Origin of the sequence: uncultured Gemella sp. (assembly GCF_963525165.1) — a bacterium.
GTDB lineage: Bacteria > Bacillota > Bacilli > Staphylococcales > Gemellaceae > Gemella.
The window spans coordinates 1-18,575 of the sequence record NZ_CAURJN010000012.1 but is presented as its reverse complement, the minus strand read 5'-3'; the positions used below and the strand labels follow the sequence as shown (position 1 = coordinate 18,575).

The 18,575-nt window shown below is 33.0% G+C and carries 13 protein-coding genes and 1 pseudogene; 11 read left to right on the top strand and 3 right to left on the bottom strand.

The window, feature by feature from the left end:
- The first annotated feature begins 254 nt into the window (after window positions 1–254).
- Both RWQ74_RS03715 and RWQ74_RS03710 read left to right on the top strand, forming a co-directional pair.
- Complete coding sequence (locus tag RWQ74_RS03715; RefSeq protein WP_314396909.1) at window positions 255–1,325, top strand: O-antigen ligase family protein; 1,071 nt, start codon at window positions 255–257, stop codon at window positions 1,323–1,325.
- A gap of 1 nt (window position 1,326) precedes the next feature.
- Window positions 1,327–2,037 carry a LicD family protein gene (locus tag RWQ74_RS03710; RefSeq protein ID WP_314396907.1) on the top strand — a complete coding sequence of 237 codons (711 nt, stop codon included), beginning with the start codon at window positions 1,327–1,329 and terminating at the stop codon, window positions 2,035–2,037.
- A gap of 36 nt (window positions 2,038–2,073) precedes the next feature.
- On the opposite strand, the gene RWQ74_RS03705 is transcribed toward RWQ74_RS03710, so the two are convergent.
- Window positions 2,074–3,555 (bottom strand): oligosaccharide flippase family protein, encoded by a 1,482-nt coding sequence (locus RWQ74_RS03705; protein ID WP_314396906.1) that lies wholly within the window; start codon window positions 3,553–3,555, stop codon window positions 2,074–2,076.
- A 227-nt stretch (window positions 3,556–3,782) separates the two neighbouring features.
- On the bottom strand, window positions 3,783–4,829 hold the full coding sequence (locus RWQ74_RS03700) for a hypothetical protein (RefSeq protein WP_314396904.1): 1,047 nt from the start codon (window positions 4,827–4,829) through the stop codon (window positions 3,783–3,785).
- A gap of 333 nt (window positions 4,830–5,162) precedes the next feature.
- Between RWQ74_RS03700 and RWQ74_RS03695 the strand changes: the two genes are divergently transcribed.
- From RWQ74_RS03695 to RWQ74_RS03665, 7 genes are all read left to right on the top strand, one after another.
- Window positions 5,163–6,032, top strand: coding sequence for a phosphotransferase family protein (locus tag RWQ74_RS03695; protein WP_314396902.1), 870 nt, complete (start codon window positions 5,163–5,165; stop codon window positions 6,030–6,032).
- On the top strand, window positions 6,022–6,900 hold the full coding sequence (locus RWQ74_RS03690; protein WP_314396900.1) for a DMT family transporter: 879 nt from the start codon (window positions 6,022–6,024) through the stop codon (window positions 6,898–6,900). The genes RWQ74_RS03695 and RWQ74_RS03690 overlap by 11 nt, the downstream gene beginning before the upstream one ends.
- Before the next feature lie 10 nt (window positions 6,901–6,910).
- Entirely contained in the window at window positions 6,911–7,606 is a 696-nt protein-coding gene (locus RWQ74_RS03685) for a sugar phosphate nucleotidyltransferase (protein WP_314396898.1), read from the top strand.
- Between the two features lie 159 nt (window positions 7,607–7,765).
- Window positions 7,766–10,096, top strand: a complete 2,331-nt coding sequence (locus RWQ74_RS03680; protein WP_314396896.1) for a glucosaminidase domain-containing protein — start codon at window positions 7,766–7,768, stop codon at window positions 10,094–10,096.
- 58 nt (window positions 10,097–10,154) lie between these two features.
- Complete coding sequence (locus RWQ74_RS03675; protein ID WP_314396894.1) at window positions 10,155–11,156, top strand: glycosyltransferase family 2 protein; 1,002 nt, start codon at window positions 10,155–10,157, stop codon at window positions 11,154–11,156.
- Between the two features lie 168 nt (window positions 11,157–11,324).
- Window positions 11,325–13,100 (top strand): CHAP domain-containing protein, encoded by a 1,776-nt coding sequence (locus tag RWQ74_RS03670; RefSeq protein WP_314396892.1) that lies wholly within the window; start codon window positions 11,325–11,327, stop codon window positions 13,098–13,100.
- A 230-nt stretch (window positions 13,101–13,330) separates the two neighbouring features.
- A complete protein-coding gene (locus RWQ74_RS03665; protein ID WP_314396890.1) occupies window positions 13,331–14,017 on the top strand; it encodes a C39 family peptidase in 687 nt (228 codons plus the stop codon).
- 85 nt (window positions 14,018–14,102) lie between these two features.
- Here the strand turns inward: RWQ74_RS03665 and galE are convergent, their stop codons facing one another.
- Window positions 14,103–15,125 carry a UDP-glucose 4-epimerase GalE gene (gene galE, locus RWQ74_RS03660; protein WP_314396888.1) on the bottom strand — a complete coding sequence of 341 codons (1,023 nt, stop codon included), beginning with the start codon at window positions 15,123–15,125 and terminating at the stop codon, window positions 14,103–14,105.
- A 216-nt stretch (window positions 15,126–15,341) separates the two neighbouring features.
- Here galE and RWQ74_RS03655 point away from each other — a divergent pair, with 216 nt between their 5' ends.
- Entirely contained in the window at window positions 15,342–17,681 is a 2,340-nt protein-coding gene (locus RWQ74_RS03655; protein WP_314396886.1) for an N-acetylmuramoyl-L-alanine amidase, read from the top strand.
- Window positions 17,682–17,836: 155 nt separating this feature from the next.
- Window positions 17,837–18,575 (top strand): annotated as a pseudogene (locus RWQ74_RS03650) (choline-binding protein); the annotation flags it as partial.

Below are 18,575 nucleotides of genomic sequence, written 5' to 3'. Positions count from 1 at the left end.
TATTTTTTAAAGGGAATAGTAGATTTATTTTACTTTGGCTAGTAGTATCTTTATTTACTATTATAAGTAATATATCATATGTAACAAGTTCTTCTATAAAGTCTTTAATTTTAACAATGTTATCTATAGTGTTTTTCTTTGTAGGGTATCCACTGCTACAAGAAAAATATAGTGATAGGCAAATTTTTAAATATATTTTTTATCCGACTTTAATTTTTAGATTGTTAATAAATATTGGGTCTATCTATTTATATATGGCTAACATTAGTATATTTGTCATAAGAGATGATTTATTGAATTTTTTAGGTGTTAGATATGTGGGAATAGCTGATGATAGATACACACCGTTATTATATGGATTATACACAGATCCGAATTTTACGGCAATGACGGGGCTATTATTAATCTTTGTTGCTATATATATTTATACTAGTAATAAAACTAATCTTACTGTGATAGAAAAGTTGTTTATATATTCTAGTGTAAGTATTGAATTTTTAATTGTGGCTTTTTCAAATTCAAGAGGAACATTATATTCATTGTTAGTTGTAATTATTATTTATTTAATAATATTTATAATTAGAAATTATAGTTTTAATAGCTTGTTTGTTAAGAACACCCTAAAGAAAATTGGAATTGTTATTAGTGTAATGATACTAATAGTTGTATCATATATAGGTGTTGAAAAAATTGGTTCCCTGTTATCTCAAAATAACCAATTTGATAGATATATTTATGCAGAAAAAAATAACAGTTATGTTAAAATATCTCCTAGAGATTTAGAACAGGAGGAATTTTCTAAACATAAAAATTGGATTTTAGAATATGAGGGTGATAATGAAACTGAGAGTAGTTATAAAGATAAAAGATTTAGTATAACTAAAGAAGATTCTGGTGAAGAGTTGGGTAATGGAAGAGTGGCTATATGGAAAGATGCGTTAAAATTATTTTCTGAGAAACCAATTTTTGGAATTTCTCCAAAAATGCAAAAAGATATTTCAGAAAAAAAATATAGCAATCTTGATATCCCAGCAATGAAAGAAGGAAGATCTACTCATAATAGTTATGTAGCAGTACTATTATATTATGGTATTTTAGGATTCGTAGTTTTAGGTATAGTGATTTTTAGGATTTTACTCCCGGTATTTATCAATGAAATTAGAAATGGTAGCTCTTCTAAATCAGTATTATTCTATGGAATACTATTTGCTTTAACTGCATCATTCTTTTTAGAGGCTATTTTTATTAATATTGATTTTGAACAAATATATTTAATGTTTTTATTAGGAACGATGAACGGTTTTAAAGTTAAAGGAGAGAATTAGTATGTTACAATGGTTGAAGAAAAGTTTAGCGACAGCATTAGGTGATAAGAAGGATATAGTTAAGAATTGGAAAATCATAAAGCAATTAAATGATAAAGCTAATGTAGAATTAAATGGTAAATGTAGCGAATTACTCAAGGACAATTTTCAGGGTATTTTAAGTATTGTATATGGTCCGATATTTTCTGATTATGATATATGGTTAGACTTTGGAACATTACTAGGAATGTATAGAGATAAAGGTTTAATTAAACATGATATAGATATGGATTTTGGTATAATTATTGAAGATTACAGTGATTTTCAAGAAAAAGAGAAAGAATTATTAGCTAATGGTTTCAAAAGAACAAGAGAATTGTATTATGATAATAAACTTATGGAGATTTCTTATGATTATAACGGATTAAATGTTGATTTTATTCTTTATGATAGAGAAGAAGGATATGTTAAGTCTGTAGTTGTAGCATATTTGTTAGACGCATTTAATAGGCCATGTAGGTGTGAAGCTAGAGAGTATAAAGTTAAATTCGATGGATTGAAAGATGATGATTTTAAAGGGATTAAAGTTAGGATGCCAGTTAATACTCATGAATATTTGGAATCCTTATATGAAAAAGATTTCCTAGTTCCTAATGAAGCTTATAACTGGCGTAAAAATCCGATATATAAAGAAATAGATAGAAATCTCGCAAAAGTTAAATTATTAAAATAATAAAATAAAGGTGCCTCAATTCGAGACACCTTTATTTTATATTATTTTTTTGAACTTCGTAAGTACTATATTTAATACGTATATTAGGGTAATATCTTTTGTTATAAAAAGAGTTAAAATATAATAACAAGCAGAACAAAAAATAGTACAAAAAATCATTAGTAATGAATTGAAATCTATAGTGTAAGATTCAATTTGAAATATTTTTCTAAAAATATAATATATTGGAATAAATCCTAACGATACAATTATATACTTAGTACTTTTTTGAAAAATATCTGTTAGCGAGATTAAGTTGTATTTTCTAATAAATATTATTTCAAATATTACGACAATAGTTTCTGCAACAAGAGTAGTTATTATATAGTATTCAGGCTCGAATATATTGTTTAAGAATAGAATAGTGTTTAATATAAGATTTATAATACCGCCTATAAAATAATATAAAGTTAATGTTTTTTCTCTATCATTTACAAAGATTATCTGATTTCCTAAAATATATTCTAAAGACCAAACCAGTGTTCTTATGGCAAAAAGGCTAGTCACTATTCCAGCAGCAGTATATTTATCTGATGCGTAGATTACAGTAGCGAATGTTCCTAGTAAGGTTAATCCAATTCCTATGGGTATTATAAAAAATAAGAATAGCGAACTAGATTTGTTTATAAGGTATTCATAAGATTCTTGATCCTTTTTTCCTAGATAGTAACTTAATCTAGGAATAGTAACATTTATTGTTCCAGTTAAAACAACAGTTATAAGCATTACTATATTCATAGATATAGTATAGTAAGATATATATTCAAGATTAGGGCTTTTGGTAATGAATAGTCGATCTAAGAGAGTATATAGCATATTAGCATTAGCTAATAATAACATAATAAACATACTTTTAGATGAATCTATAATTTCTCTTATGGGTATTTTTACAAAAGATACTTCTTTTTTTATCCATACAAAACTTATTAAGTAATTTATAAATGTGACAGCCGTCATTATTAAAGCATAGGGTATGATATCATCTTCGTTTTTAACAAAGGCAAAGATAGACACTAACATTAATATTCTGATAAATAATGTTTTATATAGAATAAATGTATAGTTTTCATATGCTTCATTCATCCACTCTATATTAAGGAATTGAATTAAAGCTTGAAAACCAAGGATATAGTACAAAATCTTAAGGGTGTGTATATCGCTACCTAAGCCAATAATTAGAAAATATACTGTAGTGACTGATAGTGATGTAAATATGGATAAATAAAATAATTTAGAAAACACATGATTTATCTGTTCTTTACTATCTTTAACTTTACTGATAGACCGAATACCGTAATTATATATTCCAAATGCTGCGATAGGTACAATGAAACTAGCCCAAGTATTAGCATTGTTAAAATGACCATAATTATCTTTACTTAGAATTCTAGTAAGATATGGATTGGTGATTAGTGGAAATATAATATTTAATATATTAACTGTTATGCTAGCTAGAGCATTGATTTTTATATTCTTCAATTTTTTAATCCTTTCAAAATAATAGTATTTTGAGATAAATATATTATAACATATTCTAGAGTGAAAATATAAGCAAAACAAAGTAATCTTATAGGGTATAAAACTTTGGTAATTTATCTCATAATTACAAAAATATTCTTCCTCGGATAATTAATTTATATAATGAGGAAGAATATTTTTATAGCTAATATAGTCATAAATAATGAAAATCATATTCTTATAAAATGTTAATTTAAATTATTTATATTGAATTTATTATTGAAGTACATATATGAAAATGATAAGTAGTTAATAATATATACTAAAGCAAAAATAGTGAAAGGAGTTTTAAAATCAAGTGTGAACAAGTATATTGAATATCTAGAAAGCGAGGATAGAATAGATATAAGTGCAAAAAACTTAAGATTTTTATTACAGAAACATGCTGACAATAATAATAAGTCAATTACATATGCATACCTTTCGTGCATTCCTGGTAAGAAGATAACGCAAGTATAACAAATCCAGATACTTAAGTAGATTAAGTTGATTTTAGAAATGTCTAATTTCTTATAGTATATATAAACAAGTCCGCTAGCTAGAATGGTAATAGTAGTTAGTATACCTATTGTTTTAAATAGACTATATGTATATGAATTAGCTGGTGCTATTAAAGCCCAGAAGCTGGGGAAATCTCTATATAGATTTTCATATGTTGTCTGATATAAGTATATTTCAAGTGGTTCTAAGAGACTTCTCCCGAATAAAAATCCCGGGATACATAAAGCATACATACTACTAATTATTATAAGAAACATTTTTATTAAACTAAATTTCTTATTAATAAAATAGTAAAAGCAAAAAACAGGCAAGATAAAAACCGTTTGTAACTTAAATGCGAATCCAAAGCCAAGACAAATAAAAGCTATGTTATATCTGCCTCTTATAAGGAATAGTAGTGATAGTATTACAAATGAACCATATATAGAATCAGCTTGTCCCCAAAAGGCGGAATTTAAAAATACTGTAGGTAGGAAAAGTACGCTAGCATACACTAGTGAAAAGATAAATAATCTATTCTTATTTTTAAACTCAATTACGAGTAGACCACAACTGATAGCAAGTATATAATCAAAGATACATGATACTACTTTATAAGCAGAGACAGGATTAAATGGAAGATAATGTAAAAAAGCAATTATACTCTGATAAATAAGGTTATAATCTCCCACAGGTTTTGATAATGAGTTAAAATCTGGTATAGCAGCCCACCAAGGTAATAAAAAACGTTGCATATCGACGCTTATGAAACTACGCCCCAGATATCGAATTATAAAAGATACAATACTTATGAATACTAAAAAATATATAATAATATATCGTTCTATATGATTAATAATTTTTTTCTCGATTTTCAGCATAAAGAATCCTTTCTATGTTAAAAATGTTATAGTCATAATTTTACTATAGGTATCACTAAATATCAATAGGGCTAGTTATAGAGAGATAAAGTATCTCCGTAAAATAACATTAAATTTAATAGAAAAATTATAATATAAAGACTGTGAGTTATCTCATTTTATGTTATAATGGTAAGTAATATTGTAATGTAGAAAAGAGGCTTTACATTGAAACAACTAATAAAAACTAAAATAGAAAAACTACTTACTGATTCAGAGGAAATAGTAAAAGTTGAAAAGCTAGGTGGTATGACGAATAGTAACTATCTAGTGGAAACTACGAGTAACAAGTATATAGTTAAGTTCTTTGGTAAAGGAACTGATAAGCTAATCAATAGGGTTGCGGAGAAAAATAATCTTGCGAATCTTGCTGATTTAGGTTTAGATGTAAAAAACTATATCTTTGATATTGAATCTGGAATAAAGGTAAATGAATATATTGAGAATGCAACGACTTTTGATGCGTATTACATAAAAGCGAAGAAAGAAAAAGTTGCGAATATACTTAAAAGAGTACATAGCTCAGGGAAGGTCCTTGAGGGTGAATTCAGAGTCTTCGATGAGATAAGAAAATATGAAAGTCTGATTGAAGGCAATATCAATTATCCTTATTATGAGAAGATAAGGGAGAAGGTATTTTCTCTGCAAAAACACCTAGAAGAGATTGGTGTCGATAAAAAATCTTGTCATATCGATCTTGTACCTGAGAATTTTATCGAAGATGAGACTGGTCGCGTTTATCTTATTGACTGGGAATATTCTGGGATGAATGATCCAATGTGGGATTTAGCGGCGCTTTTCTTAGAGTCTAATTTTAGAAAAGCTGAGGAAGGGGAATTCTTTAAAGCGTATTTTAGTGAAGATACTCCAGTTAGCGTAGCTAAGATTATGATTTATAAAATATTGCAGGACTTCTTGTGGAGTTTATGGACGATTTATAAAGAAGAACAAGGTGCAGACTTTGGATCTTATGGTAAAGATAGATACTTAAGAGCAGTTAAGAATTTGAAGGAGTATGTAGAAAGCTATGAAAAATAAAATAGGTGTATCAGCTGGACTTTTGTCTGGTATGTTTTGGGGTTTAGGGCTTGCGATAAGTGCGTATATATTTTCACTGTATAATATCTCGCCTTTTGCGGTTGCTGTAATCCATGATTTTATTAGTATTTTTGTCCTACTGGCGATTATTTTAGTTAAGTATAAAAGAATTAATTTCAAGATTTTTACGAATATAAAAAGTGTTAGTGTTATTGTAGGTGCACTGCTTGCGGGACCTATTGGAATGCAATGTAATCTATATGCGGTGAAGTATATAGGAAGTGGTTTGACATCTTCGATTACAGCGATTTATCCTGCTGTGTCAGTAATATTAGCTGTAATATTTTTAAAAAATAAAGTTTCATCAAAAACAATTTTAGGGATTGCGCTTATTATTGTTGGTATTTTCATCCAAAGTTATAAGAGTGAACAGGTTGAATCATTTTATCTTGGATTTATGTTTGCATTGATTTGTGCAGTTGCATGGGGTAGTGAGAGTGTTCTAAGTTCATATGCTATGAAAAATAATCTTAATGAGCTAGAGACTTTATTAATTCGTCAGGTAACATCATTTTTAGCGTATTTAGTAATAATTTTATTCAATGGTCTAGGAATTGAGACGAGTCTTGATGTGAAATTCAGCGGACTTATCGTCTTCTTCGTAGTTAGTAATATGGTATCGTATATTTTATATTATATGGCGATTAATAAATTAGAACCAGCTAAGGCAACAGGACTAAATGTTAGTTATGTTGTTTGGACGATATTATTCTCGATGATTTTTGTCGCATTAGAGGTGAATTTACAATTAGTAGTTACATCTATTATTATCATACTAGGTGTTTATGTTATTGTTAGAGAGGAGTAACAAATAGATAATGAAAGCAATTATATTAGCTGCGGGTTTAGGAACGCGTCTTAGACCGATGACAGATAATACTCCCAAGGCTTTAATAAAGGTTAAAGATAAGCCGCTTGTGGAATATCAAATTGAATTTTTAAAAGAAAAAGGAATAGATGAAATAATCGTTGTTGTTGGATATTTACATGAACAATTCGATTATTTAAAAGAAAAGTATAATGTAGAGTTAGTGTTTAACGATAAATACGCTGAGTATAACAATTTTTACTCATTATACTTAGTTAAGGAAAAATTGGCGGATAGCTACGTAATCGATGCAGATAACTATTTATTCAAAAATATGTTTAGAACTGATATTGATCGTTCGACATATTTCAGTGTTTACCACGAAGATTGTGAGAATGAATGGTTCTTAATCTACGGTGATGATTATAAAGTACAAGATATTATTGTGGACAGTAAAGCAGGAAGAATCCTTAGCGGGGTATCTTTCTGGGATAAGAAAACTGCAGAGAAAATCGTAAGTTTTATCGATAAAGCGTATGAAAGCAATGAGTTCATGAACTTGTACTGGGATAATATGGTCAAAGATAATATCAAGAAACTAGATGTTTATGTAGAAGAATTAGAACCTAATAGTATCTATGAAATTGATAGTGTTAAAGACTATAACAAATTAGAAGAAATACTGAAAGAAGAATGCGAGAGATAATCTCCATTCTTTTTTCTTTTGGTAAGGTATTAAGTAATAATATTTCTTGCTTTTTTGTAATATAGATGTAATAAAAAATAATCTAATTGTAACCTTAAAAATAGCTTAAATATGGTATAATTATCAGTGCAAAATAATGAGTAAAGAGGATAATGAAAAATGGGAAGAAATAAATTAAAATTAGGATTAGGAGTGTTAACAGTATTGGCTACTCCAATCGCTGTGAATGCAGTAGCTAGTAGCGACGCTTTAGCAGCACAAGGCTGGGTTAAAAGTGGAAATACTTGGTACTTTTACAATCAAAATGGAACATTAGCTAGAAATACTTGGGCAGGAAACTATTGGCTAGGAGCCGATGGTAAGATGGCTACTAATTCATGGGTAGATAATGGTCGATATTATGTAGATGGTAATGGTGCATGGGTGAAAGGTGCCCATAGACAAGCTGAAGTTAAGAAGCAAGGCTGGGTGCAAAATGGCTCAGCATGGAACTATTATCACCAGGGCAATATAGTTAGGAATGCTTGGATAGGAAGCTACTGGCTAGGAGCCGATGGAAGAATGGCGACAAGTTCATGGGTAGATAATGGTCGTTATTACGTAGATGGCAATGGAGTCTGGGTAAGAAATGCGCAAAAACCAGTAGAGAAGAAACACGGCTGGATAAAAGAAGGGAACGCATGGTATTACTACGAAAATGGGGCATTAGCTAGAAACAAATGGATCAGCGGAAAATATTGGCTAGGTGCAGATGGTAAGATGGCGACAAGTTCATGGGTAGATAATGGTCGTTACTATGTAGACTCTAATGGTGCATGGGTAAAAGATGCAAAGAAACCAGTAGAGAAGAAACACGGCTGGGTAAAAGAAGGGGACGCATGGTATTACTACGAAAATGGAGCATTAGCTAGAAATAAATGGATCAGCGGAAAATATTGGCTAGGAGCCGATGGAAGAATGGCGACAAGTTCATGGGTAGATAATGGTCGTTATTACGTAGATGGCAATGGAGTCTGGGTAAGAAATGCGCAAAAACCAGTAGAGAAGAAACACGGCTGGATAAAAGAAGGGAACGCATGGTATTACTACGAAAATGGGGCATTAGCTAGAAACAAATGGATCAGCGGAAAATATTGGCTAGGAGCCGATGGTAAGATGGCGACAAGTTCATGGGTAGATAATGGTCGTTATTACGTAGATGGCAATGGAGTCTGGGTAAGAAATGCGCAAAAACCAGTAGAGAAGAAACACGGCTGGATAAAAGAAGGGAACGCATGGTATTACTACGAAAATGGGGCATTAGCTAGAAACAAATGGATCAGCGGAAAATATTGGCTAGGAGCCGATGGTAAGATGGCGACAAGTTCATGGGTAGATAATGGTCGTTACTATGTAGATGCAAACGGAGCATGGGTGAAAGACGCTCAGAAACAAGAAGTAGCAAAATCAGTAGCGCAAAGACAAGGTTGGGTAAAAGAAGGAAATACATGGTACTATTATGAGAACGGAGCATTAGCTCGTAATAAATGGGCAGGGAATTACTGGTTAGGAGCCGATGGTAAGATGGCAACAAATGCATGGGTAGATAATGGTCGTTATTACGTAGATGGCAATGGAGCTTGGGTAAGAAATGCAGGACAGGGTGTAAATTATTCTGGCTACTATAAAGTAGTATCATTATACATTCCTGTATATGATGCGAATGGTCGTATTTTATCTCATGTTTCTAAAGATACAGTATTATTTAGAGATAATAGATCGACTGCGAACGGGAGAATTCCTGTTCAAGTCGCGGGACTTACAGGTTATGTTAATGCTAGCCAAGTAACTGCGGTTGATTCTAGTAATACTTTTATTCCGGATTATGTAAGTGATGGAACGTATGTGTATCACAGATATTCACCGTATACTAAAGTAATGGTTGCTCATCATAATGCTAATATGCAAGTTGGTAAATCTTATTACTCTGCAGATGGAATTAACTTTGGAACATTCAAACTAGATCATCCATTCCAATTTTCTAATTTAAAATCTAGAACTAACTATACAGCGACTGATATTAATAGATTGTATAATATAATGGGAGCTAGCGATAGTAGGTTAGCAGGTAAAGGAGCTACATTTAAAGCTGCTGAACAAAGATACGGAGTTAATGCTTTATACCTAGTAGCACATAGTGCTTTAGAAAGTGCTTGGGGAAGAAGTAAAATCGCTAAAGATAAGAATAACTTCTTCGGTATATCAGCGTATGATGATAGCCCATATACTTCTGCGACTAAGTACGATAATGTAGATAGTGGTATAATGGGAGCAGCTCGTTGGATTAATGAAAGATATTTACACAACTCTGGATATCCTGCGAATGGAGCATATCTAGGAAATAAAGCAGGTGGTATGAATGTTAACTACGCGACTGCACCATATTGGGGTGAGTCTATCGCGAGTATAATGTTCAGTGCTAATGAAAAATTAGGAAGAAAAGATAGATAAGAAAGGTGTAGCTAGGTTAGTATGTAATCTAGCTTCCTTTTTGATAGAGGAGATAATTATGTTAGTTTCGATAATTATTAGTGCTTTTAACGAAGAAAAGTACTTACCGGGATTGATAGAAGATATAAAAGCTCAGACTTATTCTCATAATTTATTAGAAATAGTCTTTATAAATGCGATGTCTACAGATAAGACTAAAGAAATTATGGAAGATTTTCAAAGAAGTGATACTGATTTCTTTAGAGTAAAAGTATCAGATAATCCTAAGAAAGTTCAACCAAGTGGTTTTAACTTAGGATATAGTATTTCATCAGGAGATGTTGTCGTTAAAGTAGATGCACATTCTAAAATAACACCAGATTTTATAGAGAAAAGTGTAGCGACTATTCAAAGTGGAGAAAATATTTGTGGTGGGAAGAGACCCACTATTGTAGAAACTACAGATAACTTTTCAAAAACTCTTAATTTAGTCGAAGAAAATATGTTTGGAAGTAGTATAGCAGACTATCGAAAAGCAGATGGTGAGAGATATGTAAATTCTATTTTTCATGGAATGTATAGAAAAGAAGTATTTGAAAAAGTTGGTTTATTAAATGAAAAATTAATAAGAACAGAAGACAACGAGATTCATTATAGAATTAGAAAAAATGGATATAAAATTAAATATAATCCAGATATCTTATCGTATCAGTATATACGTCCAACGTTGAAAAAAATGATAAAACAAAAGTATGGCAATGGATATTGGATTGGATTAACTTCTCATGTGGAAGCGGGATGTCTTTCTATCTTCCATTTTGTTCCTTTTGTATTTGTCTTAGGAATAATCTTTAGTTTGTTGATGTTGTCGTTGACGAAGTTATTCGCAGTACTTCTTGTGATTGCTTATGGCTTATTTACAATTCTTGTTACATTGATGACTATTATTAATAATAAGTTCAACGTAACAATGTTGTTAATTCCAATCTTACTATTCTTAGTACACTTCAGCTACGGAGTGGGGACTTTAGTAGGATTAGTTAAAGGATTTAAGTGGAAGAAGGAATATTATAAGAAATAGAATATGGAATTTAATGAGGTGACTTGACGAAATTTCTTTCTGAGAAATAACGATTTTTGAGTCACTCCTATATTTGTAACTAACTTGTAATATCGTATAGGTTAGCTTAGTGGTATAATAGAAAATGCATGAGTGTATAAGAATAGGAGTAAGGAGCAGGAATTTATTATGAAAAAAAATAGATTAAAATTCGGATTAGGAGTGCTAACTGTATTAGCTACGCCAATCGCAGTAAATACGGTAGCTGGTACTGAAGTGCACGCAGCTCAAGGATGGGTGCAAAGTGGTTCATCATGGTTCTTTTTCAATAATCAAGGGCAATTAGTAAGAAACGCCTGGGAAGGAAATTATTGGCTAGGTGCTGACGGTAAGATGGTGACAGATGCTTGGGTAGACAATGGCCGCTATTATGTAGGAAGTAATGGTGCTTGGGTGAAAGGAGCTCAAAAACCTGCTGAAGTTAAGAAGCAAGGATGGGTGCAAAATGGTTCAGTATGGTACTATTATTACCAAGGGAATATAGTTAGAAACGCTTGGATTGGAAGTTACTGGCTAGGCTCTGATGGTAAAATGGCAACAAACACATGGGTAGACGGAGGACGTTACTATGTGGGTGCTAATGGAGTTTGGGATAAAAATGCTAAGAAACAAGAAGCTCCAAAACCAGTTGAGAAGAAAAATGGTTGGGTAAAAGAAGGTAATACTTGGTATTACTATAACCAAGGAATTATGGTGAGAAATGCTTGGCAAGGAAACTACTGGTTAGGCTCTGATGGTAAGATGGCTACAAATACATGGGTAGATAATGATCGTTACTATGTAGGTGCTGATGGTTCTTGGGATAAGAATGCTAAGAAACAAGAAGAGAAAAAACAGGGTTGGAAAAAAGAAGGTAACTCATGGTACTATTATCACCAAGGACAAATGGTAAAAAATGCTTGGGTAGGAAGTTACTGGTTGGGCACTGATGGTAAAATGGTTACAAACTCATGGGTAGATAATGATCGTTATTACGTAGGAGCTAATGGAGTTTGGGAGAAAGATAAGAAAAAAGAAGAGAAAAAACGTGGTTGGAAAAAAGAAAACAACGTTTGGTATTACTACAATGAAGACGGTACATTAGCTCGTAATAAATGGACAGGGAACTACTGGCTAGGCTCTGATGGTAAGATGGTTACAAATGCCTGGGTAGATAATAACCGCTACTATGTAGGAAGCAATGGTGCATGGGAAAAAGATAAGAAAAAAGAAGATCCAATTCCAACAGGTAAACACACTGGTTGGGTTAAGAGTGGAAGTACATGGTACTACTTTAATGCGCAAGGACAGATGGTGAAAAATGCTTGGGCAGGTAATTATTGGTTAGGCTCTGATGGTAAAATGGCTACAAACTCATGGGTAGATAACAATCGTTATTTCGTTGGAAGTGATGGAGCTTGGGTTCAAAATCCAACAAATAATACTAATTTAAATAGAGTTCTTGATATAGCTCGTAGTTACTTAGGTGTTGAAACTGGTTCAAGAGAACACAAGAAAATTGTCGATGCATATAACTCTGTAGATCCAAAACCAGTTGGATATACAGCTAACTATCAAGATGATTGGTGTGATATCTTTGTTACAACAGTATATCAACAAGCAGGTCTAAGCGATCTTATCGGTAGAGAATGTGGTGTTCAACGTCATATCGGTATCATGGAGAAAAAAGGTATCTGGAAAGGAAGAACTCAACCTAAAGTAGGAGATATCGTTACATTTGACTGGGACGGTGGAGGTTGGGCAGACCACATCGGTATCGTTGAATCAGTAAATAATGGTGTAATCACTACTATTGAAGGTAACTCGTCGTTATATGCAGGAAGTACTGCTAAAACAAAAGTAAATAGAAAAACATATAATTGGAATTCTAGCTACATTAAAGGTTATGCAAGACCAGCGTACTAAAATTTAGTATTTAAAAATGTAAAGTTCTCAGAAGTTAAAGTATAAAGAAGATTAAAGATATTCAAGTATATCTCTCAGATAGATTTGAATATCTTTAGTTCATGAAGGGAAACTTAATAAAATTTATTTTTGTGAAATTATGATTTTTAAGTCTCTCTTATTTGTTTTTATTGTTTATAGATAGTATAATTTAAGGTGAATTAATTAGTTATTAAGGAGGTGACAGGTTTATGAAAAGAAGAATAAGTATGATTCTCGTAGGAAGTTTATTGTTAACAAGTTTTAATAATGCTAAAGCAGATTGGGTAAAAGACTATCAAGGTAAATGGGAATATTTTTCTAATGATGACAGTTTAAGTAATTTTTATTCTGGAAAACCAAATGAATTTGTAAAACCTGTAAAACTTCCGCAATATTATCAAGCAGATACGAGATGGGGATTTAAGAGATACGGCATTTCAAATATGAAAGAGACAGGTTGTGTACCTACTGCTTTATCGATGATAATATCAGGTCTAAAGGAAAATGTTACACCAGTACAAGTAGCAGACTATATTTATGATACTTCTATGGAGATGAACATGACATTTTCAGGAACATCAAGTTATGGAGCGGAAATAGCTTTAAGTTACTGGAATTTGAATTATCGTACCATTAATTCTAAAGAAAGTTTGGAATTGGCTTTAAAAAAAGGAAATATTGTTTATGGGGCTGTAGGTCACGGGATTTTTGTAAAAGGTTATTCTACTCATGCGGTTGTTCTTAGTGGTTATGAGGGTGGAAAGACTCATGCGATAGATCCAGATAATCCAGAAAGAACGAATAAATGGTATAGTATTAATGATATATGGAATCAACGTAGCATGGCTCCTGAAGATAATGTTACTGGGGGAGCATTTATAGTAGTTTATAAATAATATTTAATATACTTAGGTTAGATAATAAGTTCGGAGTTGGAAAAAATCCAACTCCGAATATTTTTATAATATTTATTAATAGCTCTTAGTCAGCGAACCCGTTTGGATGTTTACTTTGCCATCTCCATGAGTCTTCACACATACGTTTTACGTCGTATTGTGCTTCCCAACCAAGTTCTTCTTTAGCTTTTGAAGCATCTGCGTAACATGCAGCGATATCTCCTGCACGACGTGGCGCGATAACGTAAGGTAAATCGCGGCCAACAGCAACTGAAGCACTCTTAATAATATCTAGTACAGAGTATCCTACTCCTGTTCCTAAGTTGTATTTAGTTAGTCCGCTACCTTTTTCAAGTTTTTTAAGTGCAGCTACGTGACCACGAGCTAGGTCTACTACGTGAATATAGTCACGTACTCCAGTACCATCATGTGTATCGAAGTCATCACCGAAGACATTAACTTTCTCTAATTTACCAACAGCTACTTGCATTACGTATGGAAGTAGATTATTTGGAATTCCTGTTGGATCTTCTCCGATATCTCCACATTCGTGTGCTCCGATTGGATTGAAGTAACGTAGTAATACAATATTCCACTCGTTATCAGCAGTATAAATATCGCCTAAAATCTCTTCTAAGATCAGTTTAGTACGTCCGTATGGGTTAGTTACAGATAATGGGAAATCTTCTTTAATTGGTAATGCGTGAGGATCTCCGTATACTGTAGCTGAAGAACTGAAGATAATGTTCTTGCAGTTGTGTTTTTCCATAACACGGCATAGTGTTGTAGTTCCTGCTACGTTGTTATCGTAGTATTTTAAAGGTAATTGGCAAGATTCACCTACAGCTTTTAATCCGGCGAAGTGAATAACTCCAAAAATATTTCCTTCTTTTTCAAAGATTTCGTCTAATTTAGCTTCATCACGAATATCAGCTTCGTAGAATGTTACTTTTTTTCCTGTAACTCTTTCTACTACTTCTAAACTTTTTTTGTTTGCATTATATAAGTTGTCAACAACAACTACTTCATTTCCATTGTTTAATAATTCTATACAAGTGTGAGACCCGATAAATCCAGCTCCACCTGTTACTAGTATCTTTTCAGCCATAGTGTAATTTTCTCGTTTTAAAACGAGTCCTTCCTATAATTTTATATATTCATTTTATCGGAAGTAAGGTAGAGTGTCAATAAATATGTGAGGAATATTAAGTTTATATTACAGATAGGGTAATTCTTTGAAATAATATTAAATTTATAATAAAATAGTAAAATATGTATTTATGTAAATAGAAATTATTTTTAAAGAATTTGAGAGGAATTATTTATGAAGAAAAATAAATTAAAACTAGGATTAGGAATGTTGACGGTATTAGCTACACCGATTGCGGTTAATGCTGTAGTGAGTAACGATGCTTTGGCAGCTCAAGGATGGGTTAAGAGTGGAAATACTTGGTACTTCTACAATCAAAATGGGACATTAGCTAGAAACGCCTGGGCTGGAAACTATTGGTTAGGTGCAGATGGAAAAATGGTGACAAATGCCTGGGTAGATAATGGACGTTACTATGTAGGAAAAGATGGAGCATGGGTGAAAGGAGCTCAAAAACCAGTTGAAGTCAAAAAACAAGGATGGGTACAAAGTTCAGGAACATGGTACTACTATAATCAAGGTCAGTTAGTAAGAAGTGCGTGGATAGGAAATTACTGGCTAGGAACTGATGGTAAGATGGCAACAAATGCATGGGTAGACAACGGACGTTACTATGTAGGAGCAAACGGGGCATGGGATAAAAATGCTAAGAAACAAGAAACACTAAAACCAGAAGTGAAAAAACAAGGTTGGGTACAAAGTTCAGGAACATGGTACTACTATAATCAAGGTCAGTTAGTAAGAAGTGCGTGGATAGGAAATTACTGGCTAGGAACTGATGGTAAGATGGCAACAAATGCATGGGTAGACAACGGACGTTACTACGTAGGAGCAAACGGAGCATGGGATAAAAATGCTAAGAAACAAGAAACACCAAAACCTGAAGTTAAGAAACAAGGTTGGGTAAAAGAAAGTAATACTTGGTACTACTATGAAAATGGAGCATTAGCTCGTAACAAATGGATTGGTAGTACATATTGGGTTGGAGCCGATGGAAAAATGGCAACAAATGCATGGGTAGACAACGGACGTTACTACGTAGGAGCAAATGGTGCATGGGATAAAAACGCTAAGAAACAAGAAGCGCCGAAACCAGAAGTAAAAAAACAAGGTTGGGTAAAAGAAGGAAGTATATGGTATTACTATGAGAATGGAACATTAGCTCGCAACAAATGGATCGGTAGTACATACTGGGTAGGAACCGATGGAAAAATGGAAACAAATGCGTGGGTAGACAACGGACGTTATTACGTAGGAGCAAACGGAGCATGGGTGAAAGATGCTAAGAAAGAAGAAGCACCAAAACCAGTAGAGAAAAAAGGTTGGATAAAAGAAGGGAATGCATGGTACTTCTACCACCAGGGTCAAATTACTAGAAATGCCTGGGTAGGAAGCTACTGGCTAGGTTCTGACGGGAAAATGGCAACAAATGCCTGGGTAGATAATGGGCGTTACTACGTAGGAGTAAATGGAGTATGGGATAAAAATGCTAAGAAAGAAGAAGCACCGAAACCAGAAGTAAAAAAACAAGGGTGGGTGAAAGAAGGAAACACTTGGTATTACTATGAAAATGGAACATTAGCTCGTAGCAAATGGATCAGTAGTACCTATTGGGTAGGAGCTGATGGAAAGATGGCGACAAATGCGTGGGTAGACAACGGACGTTACTACGTAGGAGCAAACGGAGCATGGATGAAAGATGCTAAGAAAGAAGAAGCTCTAAAACCAGTAGAGAAAAAAGGTTGGGTAAAAGAAGAAACAACATGGTATTACTATGAGAATGGTTCATTAGCACGAAATAAATGGGTAGGAAACTATTGGTTAGAATCAGATGGAAAGATGGCGACAAATGCCTGGGTAGATAATGGACGTTACTACGTAGATGCTAATGGTGCGTGGGTGAAGGATGCATCCAAAGATAAAAACACCAAACGCTCAATCTTCTTGGATCCAGGTCACGGAGGAAGTGATTCAGGTGCAGTAAGCGGTGGAGTAAGAGAAAAAGACTTAACACTTAGTGTGTATAATAAAGTAAGTAGCAAACTTGCATCTTTAGGATATACAGTGTTAACAAGTAGAAGTGTTGATAAAGATGTAGACTTAGTAGATCGTGCAGATCAAGCTAATAAAGCTAATGCGGATATGTTATTAAGTATTCACTTTAACGCTGGTGGACGCGGTATTGCACGTGGTATCGAAACATACTACTATCAGTCGCAAGAAGATAGAGTTCCTAAGATAAACAAAGAAAATCATAACAATGCTGAGAGATTAGAAAGAAGTAGAAAATTAGCTAATAAAGTACAACAAAACCTACTGTATCAAACTGGAGCAAACGATAGAGGAGTAAAACGTGCTTCATTCACAGTTCTTCGTGAAACTTCTATTCCATCAATTCTAGTTGAATTAGGATTTATAGACAACCCAGAAGAACGCAATAAAATCAAAACAAATGAGTATCAAGAACGTTTAGCAAATGGTATTGTTGACGGAATTGTAGAATATTATAAATAGGTAATTAATTATAAAGAAGTTGTCGATGAATTGGCGACTTCTTTACTTTTAGAATAACAAGAAAATAATCTGTAATTTCTTGAAATAAGGTGTTAATTGGTGTAAAATAAGTATTGCAATTTATAAGTATGTAGATTTTTAGAGGTAAAAATATTATGACAAAAAATAAATTAAAATTAGGATTAGGAGTGTTAACGGTATTGACTACACCGATTGCGGTTAATGCTGTAGTAAGTAACGATGCTTTGGCAGCTCAAGGATGGGTTAAGAGTGGGAATACTTGGTACTTCTACAATCAAAACGGAACATTAGCCAGAAATGCGTGGGCAGGAAACTATTGGCTAGGTTCTGACGGGAAAATGGTGACAAACGCATGGGTGGATAATGGACGATACTATGTAGATGGTAATGGAGCATGGGTAAAAAATGCTAAAAAACCAGAAGTAAAAAAACAAGGCTGGGTAAAAGAAGGAAATGCCTGGTACTTCTACTACCAAGGTCAAATTACTAGAAATGCCTGGGTAGGAAGCTATTGGCTAGGTTCAGATGGAAAAATGGCAACAAGCGCATGGGTGGATAATGGTCGCTACTACGTAGGAGCAAATGGAGTATGGGATAAAAATGCTAAGAAACAAGAAGCGCCAAAACCTGAAGTTAAGAAACAAGGTTGGATGAAAGAAGGGAACACTTGGTATTACTATGAAAATGGAACATTAGCTCGTAGCAAATGGATTGGAAGTACATATTGGGTTGGAGCCGATGGAAAAATGGCAACAAGTGCTTGGGTAGACAACGGACGTTACTACGTAGGACCGAACGGAGCATGGGACAAAAATGCAAAGAAACAAGAAGCGCCAAAACCTGAAGTTAAGAAACAAGGTTGGATGAAAGAAG

Coding starts and splice junctions, on each gene's coding strand:
- RWQ74_RS03700 (WP_314396904.1), bottom strand. CDS start 4,829: ATGCAACGTTTTTTATTACCTTGGTGGGCTGCTATACCAGATTTTAAC.
- RWQ74_RS03710 (WP_314396907.1), top strand. CDS start 1,327: ATGTTACAATGGTTGAAGAAAAGTTTAGCGACAGCATTAGGTGATAAG.
- RWQ74_RS03665 (WP_314396890.1), top strand. CDS start 13,331: ATGAAAAGAAGAATAAGTATGATTCTCGTAGGAAGTTTATTGTTAACA.
- RWQ74_RS03685 (WP_314396898.1), top strand. CDS start 6,911: ATGAAAGCAATTATATTAGCTGCGGGTTTAGGAACGCGTCTTAGACCG.
- RWQ74_RS03655 (WP_314396886.1), top strand. CDS start 15,342: ATGAAGAAAAATAAATTAAAACTAGGATTAGGAATGTTGACGGTATTA.
- galE (WP_314396888.1), bottom strand. CDS start 15,125: ATGGCTGAAAAGATACTAGTAACAGGTGGAGCTGGATTTATCGGGTCT.
- RWQ74_RS03680 (WP_314396896.1), top strand. CDS start 7,766: ATGGGAAGAAATAAATTAAAATTAGGATTAGGAGTGTTAACAGTATTG.
- RWQ74_RS03675 (WP_314396894.1), top strand. CDS start 10,155: ATGTTAGTTTCGATAATTATTAGTGCTTTTAACGAAGAAAAGTACTTA.
- RWQ74_RS03690 (WP_314396900.1), top strand. CDS start 6,022: ATGAAAAATAAAATAGGTGTATCAGCTGGACTTTTGTCTGGTATGTTT.
- RWQ74_RS03715 (WP_314396909.1), top strand. CDS start 255: ATGGCTAACATTAGTATATTTGTCATAAGAGATGATTTATTGAATTTT.
- RWQ74_RS03670 (WP_314396892.1), top strand. CDS start 11,325: ATGAAAAAAAATAGATTAAAATTCGGATTAGGAGTGCTAACTGTATTA.